The organism is Sinisalibacter aestuarii, from assembly GCF_027923545.1.
In the GTDB taxonomy this organism is placed as follows: Bacteria; Pseudomonadota; Alphaproteobacteria; order Rhodobacterales; family Rhodobacteraceae; genus Sinisalibacter; species Sinisalibacter aestuarii.
This window is the reverse complement of sequence record NZ_BROH01000002.1, coordinates 90,939-112,273: the sequence shown is the minus strand read 5'-3', so window position 1 is coordinate 112,273 and position 21,335 is coordinate 90,939. Positions and strand designations below refer to the sequence as shown.

At 65.8% G+C, this 21,335-nt stretch carries 21 protein-coding genes; 12 read left to right on the top strand and 9 right to left on the bottom strand.

Going from position 1 to position 21,335, the window contains the following annotated elements:
• Positions 1-1,206: a 3-oxoadipyl-CoA thiolase gene (gene pcaF, locus QMG28_RS05425; protein WP_281841196.1), complete on the bottom strand. Its 1,206-nt coding sequence runs from the start codon at positions 1,204-1,206 to the stop codon at positions 1-3.
• Positions 1,207-1,378: 172 nt separating this feature from the next.
• Between pcaF and QMG28_RS05420 the strand changes: the two genes are divergently transcribed.
• Positions 1,379-2,446 carry an AbrB family transcriptional regulator gene (locus QMG28_RS05420; RefSeq protein ID WP_281841195.1) on the top strand — a complete coding sequence of 356 codons (1,068 nt, stop codon included), beginning with the start codon at positions 1,379-1,381 and terminating at the stop codon, positions 2,444-2,446.
• Here the strand turns inward: QMG28_RS05420 and QMG28_RS05415 are convergent.
• Complete coding sequence (locus QMG28_RS05415) at positions 2,443-2,727, bottom strand: hypothetical protein (RefSeq protein WP_281841194.1); 285 nt, start codon at positions 2,725-2,727, stop codon at positions 2,443-2,445. The two genes, QMG28_RS05420 and QMG28_RS05415, sit on opposite strands and share 4 nt — an antisense overlap.
• 363 nt (positions 2,728-3,090) lie before the next feature.
• The gene (locus QMG28_RS05410; RefSeq protein WP_281841193.1) at positions 3,091-4,473 is read right to left on the bottom strand and encodes an aminotransferase family protein; all 1,383 of its coding nucleotides are present in this window, start codon (positions 4,471-4,473) and stop codon (positions 3,091-3,093) included.
• Positions 4,474-4,680: 207 nt separating this feature from the next.
• Here QMG28_RS05410 and QMG28_RS05405 point away from each other — a divergent pair, with 207 nt between their 5' ends.
• A complete protein-coding gene (locus QMG28_RS05405; RefSeq protein ID WP_281841192.1) occupies positions 4,681-5,118 on the top strand; it encodes a MarR family transcriptional regulator in 438 nt (145 codons plus the stop codon).
• A 256-nt stretch (positions 5,119-5,374) separates the two neighbouring features.
• Here the strand turns inward: QMG28_RS05405 and QMG28_RS05400 are convergent, their stop codons facing one another.
• Both QMG28_RS05400 and QMG28_RS05395 read right to left on the bottom strand, forming a co-directional pair.
• On the bottom strand, positions 5,375-5,860 hold the full coding sequence (locus tag QMG28_RS05400) for a histidine phosphatase family protein (protein WP_281841191.1): 486 nt from the start codon (positions 5,858-5,860) through the stop codon (positions 5,375-5,377).
• A gap of 144 nt (positions 5,861-6,004) precedes the next feature.
• Entirely contained in the window at positions 6,005-6,484 is a 480-nt protein-coding gene (locus QMG28_RS05395; RefSeq protein ID WP_281841190.1) for a histidine phosphatase family protein, read from the bottom strand.
• Positions 6,485-6,770: 286 nt separating this feature from the next.
• On the opposite strand from QMG28_RS05395, the gene QMG28_RS05390 reads away from it, so the two are divergent.
• Positions 6,771-7,304: a DUF992 domain-containing protein gene (locus QMG28_RS05390; RefSeq protein ID WP_281841189.1), complete on the top strand. Its 534-nt coding sequence runs from the start codon at positions 6,771-6,773 to the stop codon at positions 7,302-7,304.
• A gap of 261 nt (positions 7,305-7,565) precedes the next feature.
• Here QMG28_RS05390 and ettA read toward each other — a convergent pair whose 3' ends face one another.
• Positions 7,566-9,221, bottom strand: a complete 1,656-nt coding sequence (gene ettA / locus QMG28_RS05385; protein WP_281841188.1) for an energy-dependent translational throttle protein EttA — start codon at positions 9,219-9,221, stop codon at positions 7,566-7,568.
• 69 nt (positions 9,222-9,290) lie between these two features.
• On the opposite strand from ettA, the gene QMG28_RS05380 reads away from it, so the two are divergent.
• Positions 9,291-9,644 carry a hypothetical protein gene (locus tag QMG28_RS05380; protein ID WP_281841187.1) on the top strand — a complete coding sequence of 118 codons (354 nt, stop codon included), beginning with the start codon at positions 9,291-9,293 and terminating at the stop codon, positions 9,642-9,644.
• A 148-nt stretch (positions 9,645-9,792) separates the two neighbouring features.
• The gene (gene mgrA / locus QMG28_RS05375; RefSeq protein WP_281841186.1) at positions 9,793-10,857 is read left to right on the top strand and encodes an L-glyceraldehyde 3-phosphate reductase; all 1,065 of its coding nucleotides are present in this window, start codon (positions 9,793-9,795) and stop codon (positions 10,855-10,857) included.
• A 114-nt stretch (positions 10,858-10,971) separates the two neighbouring features.
• Here mgrA and QMG28_RS05370 read toward each other — a convergent pair whose 3' ends face one another.
• Positions 10,972-11,847 (bottom strand): bifunctional helix-turn-helix transcriptional regulator/GNAT family N-acetyltransferase, encoded by an 876-nt coding sequence (locus tag QMG28_RS05370; protein WP_281841185.1) that lies wholly within the window; start codon positions 11,845-11,847, stop codon positions 10,972-10,974.
• Positions 11,848-11,929: 82 nt separating this feature from the next.
• Here QMG28_RS05370 and QMG28_RS05365 point away from each other — a divergent pair, with 82 nt between their 5' ends.
• The 3 genes from QMG28_RS05365 (at position 11,930) to QMG28_RS05355 (ending at position 14,841) form a co-directional block, all read left to right on the top strand.
• Positions 11,930-12,526, top strand: a complete 597-nt coding sequence (locus QMG28_RS05365) for a nicotinate-nucleotide adenylyltransferase (RefSeq protein WP_281841184.1) — start codon at positions 11,930-11,932, stop codon at positions 12,524-12,526.
• Positions 12,527-12,628: 102 nt separating this feature from the next.
• Positions 12,629-14,143, top strand: coding sequence for a D-alanyl-D-alanine carboxypeptidase/D-alanyl-D-alanine endopeptidase (dacB, locus tag QMG28_RS05360; protein ID WP_281841183.1), 1,515 nt, complete (start codon positions 12,629-12,631; stop codon positions 14,141-14,143).
• A gap of 293 nt (positions 14,144-14,436) precedes the next feature.
• Positions 14,437-14,841 carry a c-type cytochrome gene (locus QMG28_RS05355; RefSeq protein WP_281841182.1) on the top strand — a complete coding sequence of 135 codons (405 nt, stop codon included), beginning with the start codon at positions 14,437-14,439 and terminating at the stop codon, positions 14,839-14,841.
• 73 nt (positions 14,842-14,914) lie between these two features.
• Here the strand turns inward: QMG28_RS05355 and QMG28_RS05350 are convergent, their stop codons facing one another.
• Together QMG28_RS05350 and QMG28_RS05345 are read right to left on the bottom strand one after the other, a co-directional pair.
• Complete coding sequence (locus tag QMG28_RS05350) at positions 14,915-15,613, bottom strand: glutathione binding-like protein (protein WP_281841181.1); 699 nt, start codon at positions 15,611-15,613, stop codon at positions 14,915-14,917.
• A 54-nt stretch (positions 15,614-15,667) separates the two neighbouring features.
• Positions 15,668-16,099 (bottom strand): tellurite resistance TerB family protein, encoded by a 432-nt coding sequence (locus tag QMG28_RS05345; protein ID WP_281841180.1) that lies wholly within the window; start codon positions 16,097-16,099, stop codon positions 15,668-15,670.
• A 112-nt stretch (positions 16,100-16,211) separates the two neighbouring features.
• On the opposite strand from QMG28_RS05345, the gene QMG28_RS05340 reads away from it, so the two are divergent.
• The 4 genes from QMG28_RS05340 to QMG28_RS05325 all read left to right on the top strand — a co-directional run bounded on the left by QMG28_RS05340 (position 16,212) and on the right by QMG28_RS05325 (position 21,310).
• Complete coding sequence (locus tag QMG28_RS05340; protein ID WP_281841179.1) at positions 16,212-17,795, top strand: lysine--tRNA ligase; 1,584 nt, start codon at positions 16,212-16,214, stop codon at positions 17,793-17,795.
• Between the two features lie 52 nt (positions 17,796-17,847).
• Complete coding sequence (locus tag QMG28_RS05335; RefSeq protein WP_281841178.1) at positions 17,848-18,072, top strand: hypothetical protein; 225 nt, start codon at positions 17,848-17,850, stop codon at positions 18,070-18,072.
• A gap of 76 nt (positions 18,073-18,148) precedes the next feature.
• Positions 18,149-18,880 carry a DUF4336 domain-containing protein gene (locus tag QMG28_RS05330; RefSeq protein ID WP_281841177.1) on the top strand — a complete coding sequence of 244 codons (732 nt, stop codon included), beginning with the start codon at positions 18,149-18,151 and terminating at the stop codon, positions 18,878-18,880.
• Positions 18,881-19,018: 138 nt separating this feature from the next.
• The gene (locus QMG28_RS05325; RefSeq protein WP_281841176.1) at positions 19,019-21,310 is read left to right on the top strand and encodes a glycosyl hydrolase family 28-related protein; all 2,292 of its coding nucleotides are present in this window, start codon (positions 19,019-19,021) and stop codon (positions 21,308-21,310) included.
• The last annotated feature ends 25 nt before the right edge of the window (positions 21,311-21,335 follow it).

Below are 21,335 nucleotides of genomic sequence, written 5' to 3'. Positions count from 1 at the left end.
TCAGACCCTTTCGAGAATGGTGGCGACGCCTTGCCCCACGCCCACGCACATGGTGCAGAGCGCGTAGCGGCTGCCGGTTTTCTGAAGTTCGTAAGCGGCGGTCATCACCAGCCGTGCGCCGGACATGCCGAGCGGATGGCCCATGGCGATGGCGCCGCCATTGGGGTTCACATGGGCCGCGTCGTCGGGCAGGCCCAGCTCGCGCAGGGTGGCGAGCGACTGGCTGGCGAAGGCTTCGTTCAGCTCGATCACGTCGATATCGCCGATGGTCAGCCCGGCCTTAGCCAGCGCCTTGCGGCTGGCGGGAACGGGGCCGATGCCCATCACGCGGGGCGGCACGCCCGCCGACTGCATGGTGACAATGCGCGCAAGCGGCGTCAGCCGGTATTTCTCCACCGCCGCGCCGGAGGCGATGAGCAGCGCCGCCGCCCCGTCGTTGACCCCGGAGGCATTGCCGGCAGTGACGGTCTTGTCGGCGCCGTTCACCCCGCGCAATCTGGCCAGCGTCTCCGCCGTGGTGCCGGGGCGCGGGTGCTCGTCGGTATCGACCACGAGCGGCTCGCCCTTGCGCTGCGGGATGGTGACCGGGCAGATCTCGTCATCGAACCGCCCGGCGGCATGGGCGGCGGCCCAGCGGGCCTGCGAGCGGGCGGCGAACGCGTCCTGATCCGCGCGGCTGATCTTGTAATCCTCGGCGACGTTGTCGGCGGTTTCGGGCATCGAATGGGTGCCGTGGGCGGCATCCATCTTCGGGTTGACGAAGCGCCAGCCGATGGTGGTGTCATAGACCGCGTTGGCGCGCGAAAAGGCGGCGTCGGCCTTGGGCATCACGAAGGGCGCCCGGCTCATGCTTTCGACCCCGCCGGCGATGACCAGATCGTAATCGCCCGCTTTGATCCCGCGCGCGGCGGTGCCCACCGCATCCATCCCCGAGGCGCAGAGCCGGTTCATCGTCGTGCCCGGCACCTCGACCGGCAGGCCCGAGAGCAGGGCGGCCATGCGGGCGACGTTGCGGTTGTCTTCGCCGGCCTGATTGGCATCGCCGAAGATCACATCGTCGATCGCCGACCAGTCCACCTGCGGATTGCGGGCAATCAGTGCCGCGATGGGCAGCGCGGCAAGATCATCGGCGCGCACCGGCGAGAGCGCGCCGCCATAGCGGCCAATAGGTGTGCGTTGCGCATCGCAGATATATGCGTCTGCCATATCTGGCCCGTCCTCCCTGATCCTGACGGCTTCGCAAAGCCGACCGCATGGTCAGGGGTAATTGCTGCGGCGATTCGGCGCAAGGAATATGTTACGGATGCAGGCAATTCGGCGGAATCGTGTAACATATCACGCCCTTGTGCCCCGGTGTGCCGCGGTATACCCAACGAGCATGACCCTCCCGCCTCTCGCCCATATCGCCTTCACGATCGTGCTGCTCGCCCTGGGCGGGCTCGGCGGCACGGTGATGGCCTGGCTCGGGATGCCGCTGCCCTATATGCTGGGCAGCCTGACCGCCTCGGCGCTGGCCGTCGCGGTGGGGCAGCGCCGCTTCCCGGCCGGCTACGAGTTTCCGATGAAGGTCCGCATGATCTTTGTCGGCGTGATCGGCACGATGATCGGCGCGCGGCTGACGCCGGATGTGCTCTCGCTCTTGCCGCTGATGCTGGTCTCGGTGCCGGCGGTGGCGGTTTTCGTGCTTGGTGCCCATGCGACCAACTACCTGATTTTCCGCCGTCTTGGCGGCTATGACCGCGCCACGGCCTATTATTCCGGCAGCCCTGGCGGGCTGTTCGAATCCATCCTGTTCGGCGAAGATGCAGGGGCGGATGTGCGCATCCTCACGCTGATGCAGTTCCTGCGGATCATCGTGGTGGTCACATTGGTGCCGGTGGGCATGTCGCTCTGGGAGGGGCACCCGGTGGGCTCGGCGGGCGGCATGAGCTTCAGCCCCGGCGCGACGGACTGGCATGACATCCCGCTCGTTACGGTGATCGCCCTGGCCGGGCTCTGGGTTGGCAGCCGGCTGAAGCTGCCGGCGGCGCAGCTCATGGGCCCGCTGCTGGTGGCCGGTGCTCTGGCAATGACCGGGCTTGTGGATGTCGCCGCGCCCGGCTGGCTGGTGGCGGTGGCGCAGGTGGTGCTGGGCACCGGGCTGGGCATCCGCTTCACCGGCATGACGCGGACGATGTTCCTGCGCGGCATGGGGCTTTCGGTTGTCTCGGTCAGCGCGATGATGGGGCTGGGCGTGCTGCTCGCGGCGGGCGTGCATATCGCCACCGGCCTGCCCACGGATATGCTGGTGGTAAGCTTCGCCCCCGGCGGGGTGGTCGAGATGAGCCTGATCGCCCTGTCGCTCGCGGCGAACCCGGCGATCGTGACCCTGCATCATCTGGTGCGCATCCTGTTCACCGTGGGCGAAATGGCCCTGGTGCATAAACGCGGCTGGCTCAACCGCTAACGGTTCGCGTCGATCCAGCGCGACATCAGGCCGGAATCCCTGAAGCATTCCTCGGGAATGGCGCGCCGCTTGATACGGGCGATCTTCTCGGCATAGGCGACCTGGCGCGACGTGGCGCCCGGCGCGCTGCCGGTGCCGGCCCTGTGCGCGTCGATCCAGCGCGAGAGCGACTGGCGGGTTTCGAGATTGTCGCGCGGAATGGCCATATCGAGCCGCCGGGCGATGGCACGGGCATAGTCGAGCTGCTTCTGCGTCGGCGGCAGGGGGCTGTGATCATACATGGCGGGTCTCCTCTGCGGGGAGAACAAATATGGAACATTTGGGGCGAGATTTCAAGATGGCGGCGTTCACCCTGCCGTGACAGCGGGCTGGGGGCGCGGCAAAACCGGCGGCGTCAACACTTCGTTAACCGGAAAGTTGCACGGGTGTATGTGAGAAAATTGTTTTATATCAAAGCGGTGTCTTGGAGTTTGCGCGGCGCCGGGACTCCACTTATCCGGATTTCCGGAGTCTGCCCCGCCGCCCGGGCTTTTACCCGCCGCCGCCGCCCGCCGGTCTTCACCCGCCCGCCGCCGACCCGACAAGCAAAGGCCGCGTCCCGGATGGCTCCGGGGCGCGGCCCGCGTCCGCCAAAGGGGCCTTCGTCAGCCGAAGACCTTGCTCAGTGCCCGGTCCACGCTGTCGGTGATCTGGTCGATATCGTCCGGGGTCGCGATCAGGGCTGGTGCGAACATCAGCACGTTGTTCAGCCCCGGCACCGAGCGGTTCGAGGCCCCGATGATCACGCCTTGGGCCGCGCAGTCGGCCACCACGGCGGCAATGTCCTTCTCCGGCACCGGCTCCTTCGTCGTCCGGTCGGCCACCAGTTCCAGCCCGAGAAACAGCCCCTTGCCGCGCGCATCGCCCACCACGCGGTGCTTGTCCATCAGCCCTTCGAGATTGGCCAGCATCCGCGCGCCCATGGCGGTGGTGTTGTCGAGCAGCCCCTCGTCCTCGATGATCCGCATGTTCTCGATCGCCGCCGCCGGGCCTGCCGTGCAACCGCCGAAGGTGGAAATGTCGCGGAAATGGTTGAGCGGGTCGGTGGCATCGTCCTTGAACATGTCAAAGACCTTCTCGGTCGTCACCGTCACGCCAATGGCGGCATAGCCCGAGGCCACGCCCTTGGCGAGCGTCACGAAATCAGGGCGCAGCCCGTAATGTTCGTAGCCGAACCAGGTGCCGGTGCGGCCCATGCCGCAGACCACCTCGTCGATATGCAAAAGGATATCGTAGCGGTCGCAGATCTCCTGCACGCGCTGCCAGTATCCCACCGGCGGCACGATCACGCCGCCGCCTGCGGTGATCGGCTCAAGGCAGAGCGCGCCCACCGTGTCGGGGCCTTCGCGCAGGATCACCTCTTCGATCGCCTCCGCCGCGCGCTCGCCGTAAGCCTCGCCGGAAAGATCCCATTGCGCGCGGTATTCCATCGCGTGCGGCACGGCGACGAAGCCGGGGGCGAGCGGGCCGTATTGCATCACCCGCTCGGTCTGGCCGCCCGCGCTCATCGTGCCGATGGTGCCGCCGTGATAATCGCGCTCGCGGTAAAGGATCTTGTGCTTCTTGCCGCCATAGCGCTTGTGGGCGATCTGGCGGACCATCTTGAAGGCCTTCTCGTTCGCCTCGCTGCCCGAATTGGCGTAATAGACCCGGCTCATGCCCGGCATCTTCGCGATGAGCTTCTCGGCGAAAATCGCGCCGGGCACGGTGCCGGCGGCACCGGCGAAATAGTTCAGCTTGACGATCTGGTCGCGGATCGCATCGGCAATGCTGGTGCGGCCATAGCCCACATTCACCGTCCAGACCGCGCCGGACACCGCGTCGATATATTCCTTGCCGGTCGCATCCCAGACCCGCATGCCCTTGCCCTCGACGATGATCCGGGGATCGCCGGCCTCGAAGGGTTTATGCTGAACCAGGTGGTGCCAGACATGGGCCTTGTCGGCCTCGATGACGTGGGAAATATCGTTCTCGGTGACGCCGTCCATCTCGTGCTCCGTCGCAGATCGGGGAATTTGATCAAATGGTAGGACCGGGCCTGAGCAAATGCAATCGCGATCATGCGGGGGCGGGTGACAGAGGCGGGGCGCGGCGATAATGTTTCGGCAAACCGGAGGAGATATGCGGCAGCACAGCTTTGATTTTGAGCGGGTTTTACGCGATTCCGCTGGCGCCGGGCCGCGCGGGTGGCGCCGGTGAGAGGCTATGATCGCGCCTTGCCCATCGCGCTTCTGCGCGCCCGCGAGTCGACGCTGGCGCCGTTCCGGGCCGACCTCGACAGGATCGGCCTCACCGTTCAGCAATGGCGGGTGATCCGTGCGCTGGCCGAGGGCGAGCCGCGCACGGCGGGCGAATTGAGCGAAATCTGCGTGCTGATGCCGCCCTCGCTCAGCCGGATCATGAAGGCGCTCACCGAGCGGGGCTTCATCGCCCGGGTCGAGGATGGCGATGCGCGCCGCCGCCGGGTGCGGCTGACAGCGGCGGGGCGGGAAAAATACGCCGAGATGGCGGAGCGCTCCGCCGAGATCTACGCCCGCCTCGAAGCTGCCTTCGGCACCGACCGGATGGAGGCGCTGCTCGACCTGCTCACCGAGCTGCGTGAGACCTCGGACCGGCTCAATGCCGATGATTGAGGGAGCGTGAATCGCCGCCTGTCGCGCGCGCCGCGATCTAGACAGTTGACTTGGCGCGCAAATCCCCCGCCGCGCGGTTTTGCTTTGCGCGGGCGGCTGTTTGCGATACCATTACCTATGCCAGAGGGCGAGAAGGGCGCGCGACTCGCGCAAAGAACTCTTCCCGATGCACCGGCCATCGCAAGGTGGTTTGCCCGAGGCGAAGGGGAATCCGGAAAGGACGGTCCTGAGGGCCGTCCTTTTCCGTCAGGGCCTGTCAGGCAAGGCCGTAGCGGCGCTCTTCGACAATCGGCCGGCCGCCGCCCCGGGGCAGGGTGACCACGTGCAACTCGCCGAACTGGACAGGCGGTTTCTCCGGAATGCCAAGCTCGGCATAGAGAAAGCCAAGGTTTTCCTGATTGCCGACCCAGACCACCGTTTGCCCGGGATGGGCCGTCAGTATCCGGGTGCCGGCGCCGCTTGCCTCCATCGTGGTGACCGAGAGGTTGCGGGCCTCGGCCAGCGGCGTCGCGGTGTCGATATTGCGCGGGCGCGGTGTGCAATAGATCGCGTCGATCTTCAGATCTGCGACCGCGGCGGGCAGTTCGGCGGCGCGGGCGACGCCGTTTTCGTTCAGCATCGAAAAGGTCCGGTCGGCATGGCGCAGCACGATGAGCCGGCCGTGAAGCTCCGGCGGTCGGGCGGCGCAGGCGGACAGGAGGGCGGTTGCCCCGGTGAGGGCCAGAAAGTCGCGTCGAAACATGGGGCTGCCTGCTCGTGTGTGTTTCGTTCAGGGTAAGGTGCATGGCGATGCCTGTCCAGCGCGGCGCCGGGCGATCGGCGGTAAACCGTCCATGGCGCAAGGGCGCCGGGATCGCGAGCGGAGGCCGGGGTTTCGCCCGCCCGCTCAGGCGCCGAACCGGCGCTGTTCGACCCGTCCGGCGCGCAGGCCGTTCATCGAAACGATGAACAGCTCGCCATACTGGATCGGCGGCGCGCCGAACGCGTGGATCTCGGCCCACAGCGCTTCGAGGTTGTCCTTGTTGCCGACCCAGACCAGCGTTTGCCCGGCGCGGCCGGTGACCATGGTTCTGGCGATATCGGTGGCGGGGATCACCTGCACCGTCAGGCCACGGGCGCGGGCGAGGGGCGTGGCGGTGTCGATATTGCGCTGGCGGTCGGGGGCGAAAATCGCGTCGACGGAGATGTCGGCCAGAGCGCCGGGGAGGGCCGCGGCGCGGGCGATGCCGTCGGCGTTCAGGTTTTCCCCGGTGCGCTCGGTGTGGCGCAGCACGACCAGCCGCGTCCCCGCCCCGGTATCCGGCAATCCGCAGGCGGCCAGAAGTGGCGTGGCGGCGATGCTGGCGAGGAGCGTCCGGCGGTGCATGGCGTTTCCTTTCGTCTGGTGGTCCCGTCCGGCGACAGATGCCGGCTTGGCAGAGGAGGATAGCGCCGTCGGCCCTGTCTGCATAGGCGCGAGACCCGCCATGACCGTGTGGGCCTGCGATGCCGGGCGGGGCACCAGTGAGCGCCACCGCCGGCTTTCCGCCGCGTCATCGGCAAGAACCCGCGAAGCGCGGCGGCGGCCGATTGATTTCAACCGCGGCCATCTACACCTCTGGGGGACAAACCGGCGCTGAACCGGACAGGCACTGCGAGGAAAGGATTTTTCCATGACCACAGCTAATCTCGACCCCGATCGCCCGCGCACCCGCCGCGCCGCCGGCCTGGCCGCGCTGCTGGCCCTGAGCCTCGCCGCCGGGGCGGCTGAGGCGCAAAACGGCGTGAAGGCGGGCACCCTGACCTGCCTCGGCGAAGGCGGATGGGGCGCGATCGTCACCTCCAAGAAGGTCTTCGAGTGCACCTATGTCAGCGTGGACGGCAATGTGAAGGAGGCCTATCAGGGCACGATCCGCAAGGTCGGCATTGATATCGGCATGACCGACAAGAGCGCGCTGGCCTGGCTGGTGCTCGGCCCCGAAACCGGGTTCACCGGCGATTACCTGCCCGGCGCGCTGGCCGGCGAGTACCGGGGCGTGGGCGCCGAGGCCACCCTGGGCACCGGCGTCGGCGCGAATCTGCTCTTCGGCGAGGGTGACGAGGCGTTCCGGCTGCAACCGGTGAGCGTGCAGATGCAGACCGGCCTGAGCATCGCCGCCGGGGTGCAGACGATGAGCCTGGACTTTGTCGGGGTGGTGACGAATTAGGCTGGACGAATTCGCACAGGCTTCCAAGGCATTGATATTGCGGAAATAGTGAAGGGTTGGGTTTTTGCGCGGCCTTTGCCGCGGGAGAAGCGGGAAGGCCGGTGGCCGTAGGGTGCGCATTCATGCGCACCACCATCCCCGGCCCCAAGCACGTCCCACAAACCGGACACGCGGTGCGCATGAATGCGCACCCTACGCTCCACCCAACCGGGTGCCGCGCGCGCATCGAACCCAAGCCGGAACCCCAAGCGTCCACCCGCCTCAGCGGGTGAACTTCTTATACTTCAACCGCTTCGGCTCCAGCGCATCCGGCCCCAGCCGCCGCTTCTTGTCTTCCTCGTAATCCTCGAAGTTGCCTTCGAACCATTCCACATGGGCTTCGCCTTCGAAGGCCAGGATATGCGTGCAGATCCGGTCGAGGAAGAAGCGGTCGTGGCTGATCACCACGGCGCAGCCGGCGAAATCGACCAGCGCGTCTTCCAGCGCGCGCAGGGTTTCGACGTCGAGGTCGTTGGTCGGTTCGTCGAGCAGGAGGACGTTGCCGCCGGACTTCAGCAGCTTCGCCATATGCACCCGGTTGCGTTCGCCGCCCGAGAGCAGCCCGACCTTTTTCTGCTGGTCGCCGCCCTTGAAGTTGAACGACGAGCAATAGGCGCGGGAATTGACCTGTGCGTCGCCGAGGTCGATCACCTCGCCGCCGCCGGAAATCTCTTCCCAGACCGTCTTGTTCGCGTCGAGATCGTCGCGCGACTGGTCGACGAAGGCGAGTTTGACCGTATCGCCATATTCGATGGTCCCCGCGTCGGGCTGTTCCTGCCCGGTGAGCATCCGGAACAGCGTGGTCTTGCCGGCGCCGTTCGGGCCGATCACGCCGACGATGCCGCCGGGGGGCAGGGCGAAGCTGAGGTCTTCCACCAGCAGCTTGTCGCCCATGTGCTTTTTCAGCCCCTCCACCTCGATCACCTTGCCGCCGAGCCGCGGCCCGCGCGGGATGACGATCTGGGCGCGGGTGATCTTCTCGCGCTCCGACTGGTCGGCGAGTTCGTTATAGCGGTCGATCCGGGCCTTCTGCTTCGATTGCCGGGCCTTCGCGCCCTGGCGGATCCATTCCAGCTCGCGCTCCAGCGTCTTCTGGCGCGATTTGTCTTCGCGCGCTTCCTGGGCGAGCCGCTTGGCCTTCTGCTCGAGCCAGGCCGAGTAATTGCCCTCGTAGGGAATGCCCCGGCCACGGTCGAGTTCGAGAATCCAGCCGGTGATATCGTCGAGGAAATAACGGTCATGGGTGACGATCAGGATCGTGCCCTTGTAGTCGATCAGGTGCTGTTGCAGCCAGGCGATGGTCTCGGCGTCGAGGTGGTTGGTCGGTTCGTCGAGCAGCAGCATGTCGGGGTTTTCCAGGAGCAGCGCGCAGAGCGCGACCCGGCGCTTCTCGCCGCCCGAAAGGTTCTCCGGCATCGCATCGTCCGGCGGGCAGCGCAGCGCTTCCATCGACACGTCGACCTGCGCGTCGAGATCCCAGAGGTTCTGGGCGTCGATAATGTCCTGCAACTCGGCCATCTCTTCCGCCGTCTCGTCGGAATAGTTCATGGCCAGCTCGTTGTAGCGGTCGAGGATATCCTTCTTCGCCTTCACGCCGAGCATGACGTTTTCGCGTACAGTGAGGCTGTTATCCAGCTCCGGCTCCTGCGGCAGATAGCCCACCTTCGCGCCCTCGGCGGCCCAGGCCTCGCCGGTGAAATCCTTGTCCCACCCGGCCATCACCTTGAGCAGCGTCGACTTGCCGGCGCCGTTCACCCCGACCACGCCGATCTTCACGCCGGGCAGGAAGCTGAGCCGGATGTTCTCAAACACCTTCTTGCCGCCGGGATAGGTCTTGGAGACCCCGTCCATGTGGTAGACATATTGGTAAGCAGCCATGGCGCGGATTCCTCGAAACTTAGGGATTGAGCTGTGGTGTAGCGAAAGGGCGAGGCGAGGGGAAGACGGATGAAAAGAATTCATCTGTTGTGGCTGCTGGCCACTCTGAGTGGGATCGGGGCGTGCGCGACCGCTGAAGAAACCATATGTTTGGAATTCACCGACGAAAACACCCAAATTCGGCTGTGGGAACTTGTCAGCCCTATTGCGACAAGTTCGGGATATCGTCGCGTTTTCAAGCGGGCGGTTGCACCGGAAGAATATGACGATGTGCACTATTTTGAGTGTCAGGGTGGGCAAGAGTATCTGATACGCCTTGTCCACCGGTTTGGCCCCAATGGTCAGGAGTGGAACACGTCGGTGGTCCAATACACGGTGGACAAGAATGCATGGGAAGTGATCGACATTTACGTTTCCCACTAAAGCTCATTTGAAGTCGTAAATGGGAGGCCCAGATTCCTTGCTGCGCAACGATGGCCTGCGCCCCCAACCTCACTTGGGGCGTGGGATGTTCGCGTTGACACTCCCTGGCGTGGGGCGTCTACTCCGGCCCGCGAACAAGGAGGCTCAGATGACCCATATTCGCTCCGCCAAAGATTTCCCCGCCCGTTACACCCCCGCCGAGGACCGCTATGAGAAGATGGTCTATAACCGCTGCGGCAATTCGGGGCTGAAGCTGCCGGCGGTGAGCCTCGGGCTTTGGCACAATTTCGGGGAGGATACGCCGCATCAGACCAAGCGGGCGATTGCGCGCACGGCTTTCGATCTCGGTATCACCCATTTCGACCTCGCCAACAATTACGGGCCGCCCTATGGCAGCGCCGAGGAGGCGTTTGGCCAGATCCTGAAACAGGATTTCCAGGGCTACCGCGACGAGCTGATCATCTCGTCAAAGGCGGGCTACGATATGTGGCCGGGGCCCTATGGCGAATGGGGCAGCCGCAAATACCTGATCTCGTCGCTCGACCAGAGCCTGAAGCGGATGGGGCTCGACTATGTCGATATCTTCTATTCCCACCGCTTCGACCCCGATACGCCGCTGGAAGAGACGATGGGCGCGCTCGACCAGATCGTCCGGCAAGGCAAGGCGCTCTATATCGGGATTTCGTCCTACAATGCGCAGCGCAGCCGCGAGGCGGTGGCGATCCTGCGCGAGATGGGCACGCCGCTGCTCATCCATCAGCCGAGCTACAACATGTTCAACCGCTGGGTCGAACGCGACGGGCTGAAGGAGACGCTGGCTGAGCTGGGCGTCGGTTCCATCGCCTTCACGCCGCTGGCGCAGGGGATGCTGACGAAGAAATATCTCGGCGGCATTCCCGCGGGCAGCCGGGCGGCGCAGGGCAAATCGCTCGACCCGCATATGCTGAGCGAGCGGGCAATCGAACATATCCGCGCGCTGAACGAGATCGCGGCGGCCCGCGGGCAGACGCTGGCGCAGATGGCCATCGCCTGGGTGCTGCGCGGCGGCGGTATTACGTCGGCGCTGATCGGGGCGTCGAAGCCGGAGCAGGTGGTGGATTGCGCGGGCGCGGTGGCGAAGCTCGACTTCACCGAGGCGGAGCTGTCCGAGATCGACAAATACGCCGATGAAGAGGCGATCAACCTCTGGGCGCGGTCGTCGGAGACGGAATGAGCGAGGGTGTGGCGGCACCGTAAACGGCGCACCCCATGCCGGAGCGCGCGGCTGCGGCTCTGCGCTCCCCGTGGTTGCGCCGCGCGGCTGGCGGTTTCGGCTTGTGCCTCTGGCCTATAGCCGCTTCTCAAAGAAGGTGTCGGGGTAGGGATCGTCGTTGAAGCGGGGGATCTCGCGCCAGCCGAGCCGGGTATAGAGCGCGACGGCTTCGGGCAGGGCGGAGTTGGTGTCGAGCCGCAGGAGCGGGATGGCGAGGGTGCGGGCCTCGGCTTCGATCCGGTCCATCATCCGGCGCGCGAGACCGAGACCGCGCGCGGCGGGGGCGACCCAGACGCGCTTGACCTCGGCCCAGCGTCCGTCATGGCCCTTGAGCCCGGCGCAACCGATCGGCAGACCATCGGAGCGGGCGGTGAGGAAGATGCCGCGCGGCGGCGACATGTCGGCGGCCTCGGGATCGCGGGAGCGGGCGGGGTCGAAGCCGGTATCGAAGCGGCGGTTGAGCTCGGCATAATATTCGCCAAGGCAGTAGCGGGCCTCGTCGCTTTGCGGGTCGGCGGCGGCGATCTCGATCCCGTTGCGCCCCAGCGCGGAGGCGACGAGGTCCATCGCCGCAAGCAGCGCCTCGGGGCGGGGATGGGCGGCGAGGATCGTGGCGGCGCTCTCGTTGGACAGCCGCTCATAGGCGTCGAATTCGCGCCTTCCCGCATCGGTGAGATGCAGCGAGCGGCGGCGGGCATCTTCGGGGCGGGGGCGGGTCTCGATCAGCCCTTCGGCTTCCAGCCCGCGCAGCAGACGGCTGGCCAGCCCGCTGTCGAGGCCGAGATAGCCGCGCAGGCGCGCGAGATCGTCGATCCCCTGACCGATGGCGTTCAGCACGCGGGCCGCGCCGAGGGGGCGGCCGCGACCGAGAAACGAGCCGTCGAGCGCGCCGGTCTCGCGGGTGACGGCACGGTTGAAGCGGCGGATGCGGGCGATGGGATCGGGCAGCATGATATCTGACTTTTGTCAGGTAAATGCCGGATGTCAAGCGCAGGCGATTGACAGCGCCCGCGCGCTTCGGTCTACCGGCGCAATGAGACATGCAATGCCCCATGCGCGTCCTGGCCAGGCAATCGGCCTTCTGGGCGGATCCTTCGATCCGGCCCATAACGGCCATGCCCATATCACCCGCGAGGCGCTGAAGCGCTTCGGGCTGGATGCGGTCTGGTGGCTGGTCAGCCCCGGCAACCCGTTGAAAGAGCACGGACCCGCACCGCTGGAGGCACGGCTGGCGCGGGCGCGGCAGGTGATGCGCCATCCGCGCGTCGTGGTCACCGATATCGAGGCGCAGCTTGGCACGCGCTACACCGCCGAAACGCTGGGCGCGCTCTTCACCCTCTATCCGGGGGTGCATTTCACCTGGCTGATGGGGGCCGACAACCTGGCGGGGTTCCACCGCTGGGAACGCTGGGAAGAGATCATGGGGGCGCTGCCCATCGGGGTGCTGGCGCGGCCCGGCGACCGGGTGGCGGCGCGCATGTCGCCCGCCGCGCGGGCCTTTCGTTTCGCCCGCCTGCCGGATGCGCGCTCGCGCCTGCTGGCGCGGTCCGAGCCGCCGGCCTGGTGCCTCGTCAACGTGCCGATGGTGGACGCCTCGTCGAGCGCGATCCGGGCGGCGGGGTGCTGGTGAGCGGCGCGGGCCGGTGGCGATGCGCCACAGGACGGCGGCAATCACCAATTGTTGCCATTTGCGGTCTTGAGGCGACTCGTGGCGCTTGCTTAACTCTGCTTCATGCTTAGGGGGTTTTCGAGACGTGCGTTCCTGGGCGGCGCCGTTTCGGCTGTCGCCGGTGTGGCCTTTGCCGAAGCGCCAACCGTTTCGCCGCGCCCCGGTCAGCGGCCCGAAGCGCTGGGTGGCGCCGCGCCCCGGCTCGCCGCGCTGGCGGCGCCGTCTGCCGAGGATCTCATTGCCGAGGCGCGGCTTGGCGGCGAGGTGAGCTTTGCCGTCGCCGATGCCCGCACCGGCGTGGTGCTCGAAAGCCACGGCGCCGATCTGGGGCTGCCGCCCGCTTCGGTGACCAAGGCGGTGACGGCGCTTTACGGGCTGTCGACGCTGGGTCCGGATTTTCGCTTCCGCACCCAGCTTGTCGCCACGGGGCCGGTGCAGGCGGGCAAGGTGCAGGGCGATCTGATCCTTGTCGGCACGGGCGATCCGCTGCTCGACACCGATGCACTGTCGGCGATGGTGGCGCGGCTGAAGGCGGCGGGGGTAAGCGGGGTGACGGGCGGCTTCAGGGTGTTTGCCGGAATGCTGCCCTATATGCGCGAGATCGACCCGGAGCAGCCCGATCATGTGGGCTACAACCCGGCCGTCAGCGGCGTGAACCTCAATTTCAACCGGGTGCATTTCGAGTGGAAACGCGCCACGAACGGCTGGGCCGTGGCGATGGATGCGCGCTCGGACACGCTGCGCCCGGCGGTCTCGATGGCGAAGATGTCGGTGGTGAGCCGCGATTTGCCCACCTACACCTATCGCGAGGCGCAGGGCGGGGTGGACGAATGGACCGTGGCGAGTACCGCGCTGGGCAATGCGGGTTCGCGCTGGCTGCCGGTGCGGCGGCCCGATCTCTATGCCGGCGAGGTGATGCAGGTGCTGGCCGCCGCGCAGGGCATCCGGTTGCCGAAGATCGAGGCGATCGCGGCCATGCCTTCGGGCACGGTGCTGGTGCAGCATGAAAGCGCGCCGCTGTCGGCCATCGTGCGCGAGATGCTGAAATACTCGACCAATCTGACCGCCGAGGTCATCGGCCTGACCGCCAGCGCGACGCGGGGCGTGCCGGTGACGCGGCTCGACGCTTCGGCGCAGGCGATGAACGACTGGATGCAGGACGGGTTCGGCGCCGCCGGGGCGCGGTTTGTCGACCATTCCGGGCTGGGGGGCGGATCGCGGATCTCGGCCGCCGACATGGTGCGGATGCTGATCAAGGCCGGGCCGGGCGGGGTGCTGCATGGCCATCTGAAGGAGGTCGTGCCGCAGGACGAAGAGGGCAAGACGCTGAGCGATGCGCGGTATTCGATCCAGGCCAAGACCGGCACGCTCAATTTCGTCTCGACCCTGGCAGGCTACGTGACCGGCGCCGATGGCGCGCTGCTGGCCTTTGCCATCTTTACCGGCGACACCGCGCGGCGGGCGCGGATCGCACCGGAGGACATGGAGCGCCCCGATGGTGCGCGCGCCTGGTCACGCCGCTCGCGGCTGTTGCAGCACCGGCTCATCAACCGCTGGGCCGGGCTTTACGGCGTCTGAGCGGCCGGCTTTCCCGTTCCGGATACGCAATCGGCCAAAACTGGCCGAAAGGCGGGCGATTGCGTCGCATCAAGGCGGGGCGAGGGGTTTTGTGATTAAATACTCACTGAAAGGAGGGAGGCGGAGATGATGAGACGGCTCACGACATGGGCGGCAATCATCCTCGCGGCCACCACCTTTGGAGCGATGGCCGGGGATTTCGAGCCGGTCCGGCAATAGGGTGATTGCAACAGTTCATGCAACGCGCGTGGCACGCGCGGTTGCGCGTGCGCGCTCTGACACAGGAGGGCGAGATGAAAACGAGAAAACTGCTTGCACTGAGTGCCGCATTGCTCGCCGCCATGACGCTTGGGGCGAGCGCCCAGGACGATCCGGGCAGGACCGAATACATGACGGCCTGCGCGGTTTGCCACGGCGAAACCGCGATGGGGAACGGCCCGTTCGCCGCGCTTCTCAATATTGAGGTGCCGGGGCTGACCGGCCTTGCCGCTGCCAATGACGGAGAATTTCCGTTCCTCGACACGCTCATGGTGATCGACGGACGGACAGGTGTGCGCGGCCATGGTGGCCCGATGCCGGTCTGGGGTGATCGGTATGAAAAATCCGCGCTCGACGATGCGGGAATTTACGGCGCCGAATTGATCGTGCGCGGGCGGCTGCTGTCGCTTGTTGAATACCTCGAGTCGGTCCAGCAATAGCTGGGCCGGACCGCCCGTTCGGGGAGCGGGAACAGACCTGCGGGGCCGGGCCGGGTGCCCGGCCCCGTCCTTGTCAGGGCCTGGCCGGGATGTTGATGGCCTTCACGCTGGCGGGCCGGGTCGAGCAGGTTTCAAACCAGCGCTCGACATTGGCGAGATCGGCCAGTTCCAGTTCGTCTTGCGCGTCGTAGGAGGTTTTCAGGGCGCGCACCCAGGGCCAGATCGCGATATCGGCGATGGTGTAGGCGTCGCCCATGATATACGCGCGGCCTTCAAGGCGCTCTTCGAGCACATCGAGCAGGCGCTGGGTTTCTTCCTTGTAGCGGCGCCAGGCGTATTTATCCTCGATATCCTTGCCGGCATAGGCATGGAAATGACCGAACTGGCCGAACATCGGCCCGGCGCCGCCCATCTGCCACATCAGCCACTGGATGGTCTGGTAGCGTTGGGCGGGATCTTCGGGCAGGAACTTGCCTGTCTTTTCCGCAAGATAGATCAGGATCGCGCCGGATTCGAACAGCGGCAGCGGCGCGCCGCCCGGCCCGTTCGGGTCGATGATGGCGGGGATTTTGTTGTTGGGGTTGAGCGAGAGGAATTCGGGCGTGAACTGGTCGTTCTCGCCGAAACTCACAAGATGCGGCTCGTAGGCGAGGCCGGTCTCTTCCAGCATGGCCGAGACCTTGATGCCGTTGGGCGTGGGCAGGGAATAGAGCTGGATGACGGAGGGGTCTTTCGCCGGCCAGCGTTTGGTGATGTCGAAGCGTTCAAGCATGATTTGTCCTTGCGGCGGGGTGCGCCGGATATCGGTGGAAAGGCGCGCGGCGGGTTATTCGCTGCGCAGGATCATGTGGCGGGCACGGGCGCCGCGCTCGATGGCGGCGGCGTGCAGCCGGTCGATATTCAGCTCGTGGCGCATCTCTTCGAGGATGCGCAGCTCCGGCCCGTGCAGCGTGCCATCGGCGGCGGCCACGTCGCAGGCCAGCGCATAGGCCGTCTCCCACAGGTAATCGGGCAGGTTCTCGCGCACGAGGCCGAAAAGCGCGTCGAGCCCGTCTTCTTCGGTGAGCAGGTCGAACACCACCTTGGTGACGAGGCGGGCGCGGTCCATGTCATAGGCGCCGAAAATCGGCAGGTTGTTGACGCTGGCCTCGATGCGCAGAAGTTCGGCCGTTTCGATATTCTCGTCGGAGGCGGACACTGTGATCATGACGGCGACGAGCGCGTCTTCGGGAGAGAGAGCGTGGGGAAGGTCGGGCACCGGGGGCCTCCTTGCGGAATTTCTGTGTTGCAGCGCAGAATATTGACCAACGCACCGGGCTTCAATAGGAAGCGGCATTTGCGGGGCATGGGGCCCCTGAGAGAGAACAGACATGTCCGAAATGCGTGACCTTGCAATGAATTCGAAAGCCTGGCCCTTCGAAGAGGCGCGCCGGATTCTCAAACGTTACGAAAAGGCCCCGCCGAAAAAGGGCTATGTGCTGTTCGAAACGGGCTACGGCCCCTCGGGCCTGCCGCATATCGGCACCTTTGGCGAAGTGCTGCGCACGACGATGATCCGCCGCGCCTTCGAGACGATCAGCGACATTCCGACCCGCCTGATCTGCTTTTCCGACGATCTCGACGGGATGCGCAAGGTGCCGGGCAACGTGCCCAACCAGGAGATGCTCAAGCAGCATCTGCAGGAGCCGCTGACCACGGTGCCCGATCCGTTCGGCGAATACGAGAGCTTCGGCCACCACAATAACGCGATGCTGCGCCGCTTCCTCGACACGTTCGGGTTCGAATACGAGTTCTATTCGGCCACCGAGTTCTACAAGTCGGGCCAGTTCGACGAGACGCTGCTGAAGGCCGCCGAGAAATACGACGACATCATGAAGATCATGCTGAAGTCGCTGCGCGAGGAGCGCCAGCAGACCTATTCGATCTTCCTGCCGATCCACCCGGAAACGGGGCGGGTGCTCTATGTGCCGATGAAAGAGGTGAACGCCAAGGATGGCACCATCACCTTCGACGATGACGATGGCCGGGAGTGGACGCTGCCGGTGACCGGCGGCAATGTGAAGCTGCAATGGAAGCCCGATTTCGGCGCGCGCTGGGCCGCGCTCGGCGTCGATTTCGAGATGTATGGCAAGGACCATTCGACCAATACGCCGATCTACGACGGCATCTGCCGGGTGCTGGGCGAGCCGGCGCCGGAGCATTTCACCTATGAGCTGTTCCTTGACGACAAGGGCCAGAAGATCTCGAAAAGCTCGGGCAATGGCATTTCGATCGACGAATGGCTTACCTATGCCTCGACCGAGAGCCTGAGCTACTTCATGTATCTCAAGCCGAAGACGGCGAAGCGGCTGTTCTTCGACGTGATCCCGCGGGCGATGGACGAGTATCACCAGCAATTGCAGGCCTATCCGGGGCAGGATCTGGCGCAGAAGCTGGCCAACCCGGTGCACCACATCCACAACGGCGACGTGCCGGAAAGCCGGATGGTGGTGAATTACTCGATGCTCCTGAACCTCGCCTCGGTGGCCTCGGCCCATGACAAGGACGTGCTCTGGGGCTTCATCCGCAATTACGCCCCAGAGGCGAGCCCGCAGACGCATCCCGACCTCGATGCGGCGGCGGGTTTCGCGGTGAAATACTACGAAGATTTCGTGGCCCCGACGAAGCAATACCGGGAGGCGAGCGGGTTGGAGCGCGAGGCGCTCGCCGATCTGCGCGACCGGCTTGCGGGCTGGCAAGGCGGCAACGATGCCGAGGCGCTGCAGGGCGAGGTTTTCGCCTGCGGGCGCGAGCGGTTCGAGCCGATGCGCGACTGGTTCAAGGCGCTCTACCAGGTGCTGCTCGGCGCCGATCAGGGGCCGCGCTTTGGCTCGTTCATCGCACTCTATGGCGTTGAGGATACGGTGAAACTCATCGACAAAGCGCTGGCTGGCGAACTCGTCGCCAATACGTGATGTGTCGTTACCTTCTGTGGCGGCTATCATGGTGGCCACAGGGGGAACCGACATGAAACAGATCATACTCGTTCTCGCAATTCTGATCGCCTGGGCCTTTCCGATGGATGCGCAGGACGATGGCGTCGTGCGCGCCGGGATGAATGCGCATCTGGCCGCCTGGCTCGGCGACGGGACGCGGGTGCTTGGTAGCGCGCCGGCGGTTTTGCAGGCGATCTGCCCCGCCGATGTGGTGCATGAGCTGATCGCGCCGGAATGGGGTGGCGACGACGTGTAAGCGCGCGGCGGCGGCCGGTTGCGGCCGCGCCCGTGAGATGGTTCTCTGGCGCCGCAGCCCAGCGGGAGCGGATGCCATGGCCACCGGATACGAACCCCTCAATATTCCCAAACCTGTAGCCAGGGATGTATGGGTGATCGACGGCCCGGCGATCCGCTTCTTCGGGATGCCGTTCTCGACCCGCGCGACGGTGATCCGGCTGGAAGATGGCGGGCTTTGGGTGCATTCGCCCACATGGCTGGATGACGGGCTTGCCGATGCGGTGGCGGCGCTGGGGCCGGTGCGCCATCTGGTTGCGCCGAACTGGATCCACTACGCCTACGTAGCCGACTGGCAGGCGCGCTTTCCGCAAGCCGAAAGCTGGGCCGCGCCGGGCGTGGCGGAGCGGGCGGCGAGCCGGGGCGTTGCCGTGCGGTTCGGCCATGCGCTGGGGCAGGAGCCGCCGCCGGACTGGGCCGGCGAGATCGACCAGATGATCGTGCGCGGCTCGTCTGTCCACCGTGAGGCGGTGTTCTTCCATCGGGCGAGCCGCACGCTGATCCTGACCGATCTGATCGAGAATTTCGAGCCGGCGAAGCTGAGCCTCTGGTTCCGGCTGCTCACGCGGCTTGCCGGCAACCAGGACCCGAACGGGCGGATGCCGCGCGACATGAAGGCCACCTTTCGCGACCGGGGCGCGCTGCGCGCGGATGTGGCGCGCATGATCGGCTGGGGGCCGGAGCGGGTGATCCTCGCGCATGGCCGCTGGTATACCCGCAATGGCACCGAGGAGCTGCGCCGCGCCTTTGGCTGGGTGCTGACGGGCTGACATGCGCGCGGGGCGGCGCGCGCTGGTCTCAGCCCCGGTTAACATCCGTTTGCTACCCCATCTCCCGCAGCCGGTGAGGACCGGGCATCGCGCCGTCCGGACCCAGGCTGACAGAGCTGTGATCTGAAAGGGATTTGGATGAACATCGCGATTACCGAAGGGCTGGACCTGATGCCGCCGCCGTTTACGGACGGGCTGGATGTGTGGTCCAGCGAAGATGGCACGCCGGGCTCGGCCAGCTATGAGGGGGCCGCGAATGCCGCGATCGTGCCCGCCGATCAGGATTTCGGCGGATGCCTGGAACTGCTGAAGACGCAATCGACCCAGAAGCTGCGCTGGAAGGCGCAAACGCCGCTGCGCCCCGGCGTCTATCTGCGTATCCGCGCGCGGGTGAAGGCGGTGAGCGGCGTGTTCCCCGATCTGCGGATCGCGGCCTTTGCGGCGGATGCGGGCGGGAGCCATCTGGCGGCGCTGACGCAGGTGGGCCCGTCAGTGGCGCTGGAGACCTACGGCAAGATCGTCGAGGTGAGCGCCATCGTCGGTACCGGCAACCGGCCGGGCGTGGACATGGTCTGGGGCATGGGCGCGGCCTATGGCCATTTCGGGCTCGACCTGACCGGCGGGTCGGGCGGGATCGTGCGGATCGACGATATCGTCATCGAGGATGTCACCGCCGCCTTCCTGCGCGAGATGATGGATATGGTGGATGTGCGCGACTACGGCGCGCTGGGCGACGGGGTGAGCGATGACCGTGCCGCCTTTGTCGCCGCCGATGCCGCCGCCGACGGGCGCACGGTGGTGGTGCCGGATGGCACCTTCCGCATCGGCAGCTCGCTGACCCTGCAATCGAAGATGCGCTTCGACGGCACGTTGGTAATGGACGATGCCACGCGGCTGATCCTGATCCGCAATTTCGATCTGCCGACCTATATCGACGCGTTCGGCGATGAGGTGCTGGCCTTCAGGAAGGGCTTTCAGGCGCTGATGAACTACGCCGACCACGACGCCTTCGACCTCAAGGGGCGGCGCATCGAGCTTGACGGGCCGATCGACATGCAGGCGGCGGTGGCCGATGTGGATGTGTTCGAGATCCCGCGCACGATCCGCAACGGCCAGTTCTATGCGCTCGACAGCACCGCCTGGGATGCGGAGGTGGCGAGTTCCACCGGCACCTACAACCCCAACAATGCCTATGAGCTGACCGGGCTCGGCAATGCCGCGCAGATCCGTCCGGGATCGCTGGTGACGGGCCATGGCGTGGGGCGCGAGGTCTATGTGAAGGAGGTGGATGTGAGCGGGGCGAAGCTCACGCTGTCGCAGCCGCTCTATAGCCCGGCGACGACGCAGGGCTACAGCTTCACCCGGTTCAAATACGCGCTGGATTTTCACGGCTTCGCCCGGATGCAGCGCTTTACGGTGCAGAACGTCGAATTCCAGATGCGCGGCATCGGCAGCGGCGTGCTGCTGGCGCGCGATGGCTCGAATTTCCAGTTCAACGATTGCTATTTCAACAAGCCGAAGGACCGGGGCATCACCTCGGCCGGGCGGGCCTGCCAGGATCTGCATATCGACCGCTGCCAGTTCAACTCGCCCGATCAGGGCCTGCCGGCGGTGGACCGGACCTCGGTGGCGTTCAACGTCAACGCCAATGACGGCAAGATCCGCGACAACCGCTTTCAGCGCTTCGGGCTGGCCGGGATCATGCATGGCAGCAACCATCTGGTGATCGGCAACCACATCTTTCAGGGCGACAACATGCCGGGCGGCGCGCGGGTGCCGGGCTTTGTCTTCAGCTACGAGCCGGTGGGCAGCGTGTTCAGCGCCAATTATATCGACAATTGCTACCTCGAATGGACGAACGAGCATGACGAAGCGCCCGATTTCGGCTCGGAATTCTCGTTCAGCGGGTTGACGGTGACGGGCAACATCTTCCTCACCGGCGATGTGCTGAGTTCGTTCCGCTTCATCGTCATCAAGCCCTATGGCGACGGCCATTTCATCTCGCAGATGCAGGTGAATCAGAACGTGTTCAAATCCATCAAGGGCAATATCCACCGGGTGGAAGGGGTGGACAGCAGCTTTGCCGGGCTCAACCCCTGGGCCTGCCGCAACCTCACCTTCGAGCGCAACACCTTCCAGGGGGTGAACAGCCCGGCAAGCTCGCCGGTCACGCTCGAATTCCAGCAAAACACCAACCAGACGACATGGACGCTGGACGTGAGCGCGTATCTGCCCTTCGAGGGCAATGCGCGCACGGTTTCGGCGGTGGTGGCCGAGGGGGCTGTTCTGAACGGGTCGGGGGGCGTGGTTTCGGCGATGCCAAGCAGCAGGGTGAACCAGGGGGCGCAGAACAAATACGTTCAGCTCGTCTGGCCGGAAGCCTGCCGCGGCACCGTGCATGTGACCGCGCGGGTGGATCGCCCGCTCTGACGGCGGCCCATCGGCGGCGGCGGAC

Bases quoted from the DNA above. Each gene is read 5' to 3' on its own strand.
- pcaF (WP_281841196.1), bottom strand. From the start codon at position 1,206: ATGGCAGACGCATATATCTGCGATGCGCAACGCACACCTATTGGCCGC.
- QMG28_RS05420 (WP_281841195.1), top strand. From the start codon at position 1,379: ATGACCCTCCCGCCTCTCGCCCATATCGCCTTCACGATCGTGCTGCTC.
- QMG28_RS05415 (WP_281841194.1), bottom strand. From the start codon at position 2,727: ATGTATGATCACAGCCCCCTGCCGCCGACGCAGAAGCAGCTCGACTAT.
- QMG28_RS05410 (WP_281841193.1), bottom strand. From the start codon at position 4,473: ATGGACGGCGTCACCGAGAACGATATTTCCCACGTCATCGAGGCCGAC.
- QMG28_RS05400 (WP_281841191.1), bottom strand. From the start codon at position 5,860: ATGTTTCGACGCGACTTTCTGGCCCTCACCGGGGCAACCGCCCTCCTG.
- QMG28_RS05395 (WP_281841190.1), bottom strand. From the start codon at position 6,484: ATGCACCGCCGGACGCTCCTCGCCAGCATCGCCGCCACGCCACTTCTG.
- QMG28_RS05390 (WP_281841189.1), top strand. From the start codon at position 6,771: ATGACCACAGCTAATCTCGACCCCGATCGCCCGCGCACCCGCCGCGCC.
- ettA (WP_281841188.1), bottom strand. From the start codon at position 9,221: ATGGCTGCTTACCAATATGTCTACCACATGGACGGGGTCTCCAAGACC.
- QMG28_RS05380 (WP_281841187.1), top strand. From the start codon at position 9,291: ATGAAAAGAATTCATCTGTTGTGGCTGCTGGCCACTCTGAGTGGGATC.
- mgrA (WP_281841186.1), top strand. From the start codon at position 9,793: ATGACCCATATTCGCTCCGCCAAAGATTTCCCCGCCCGTTACACCCCC.
- QMG28_RS05370 (WP_281841185.1), bottom strand. From the start codon at position 11,847: ATGCTGCCCGATCCCATCGCCCGCATCCGCCGCTTCAACCGTGCCGTC.
- QMG28_RS05365 (WP_281841184.1), top strand. From the start codon at position 11,930: ATGAGACATGCAATGCCCCATGCGCGTCCTGGCCAGGCAATCGGCCTT.
- dacB (WP_281841183.1), top strand. From the start codon at position 12,629: ATGCTTAGGGGGTTTTCGAGACGTGCGTTCCTGGGCGGCGCCGTTTCG.
- QMG28_RS05355 (WP_281841182.1), top strand. From the start codon at position 14,437: ATGAAAACGAGAAAACTGCTTGCACTGAGTGCCGCATTGCTCGCCGCC.
- QMG28_RS05350 (WP_281841181.1), bottom strand. From the start codon at position 15,613: ATGCTTGAACGCTTCGACATCACCAAACGCTGGCCGGCGAAAGACCCC.
- QMG28_RS05340 (WP_281841179.1), top strand. From the start codon at position 16,212: ATGTCCGAAATGCGTGACCTTGCAATGAATTCGAAAGCCTGGCCCTTC.
- QMG28_RS05335 (WP_281841178.1), top strand. From the start codon at position 17,848: ATGAAACAGATCATACTCGTTCTCGCAATTCTGATCGCCTGGGCCTTT.
- QMG28_RS05330 (WP_281841177.1), top strand. From the start codon at position 18,149: ATGGCCACCGGATACGAACCCCTCAATATTCCCAAACCTGTAGCCAGG.
- QMG28_RS05325 (WP_281841176.1), top strand. From the start codon at position 19,019: ATGAACATCGCGATTACCGAAGGGCTGGACCTGATGCCGCCGCCGTTT.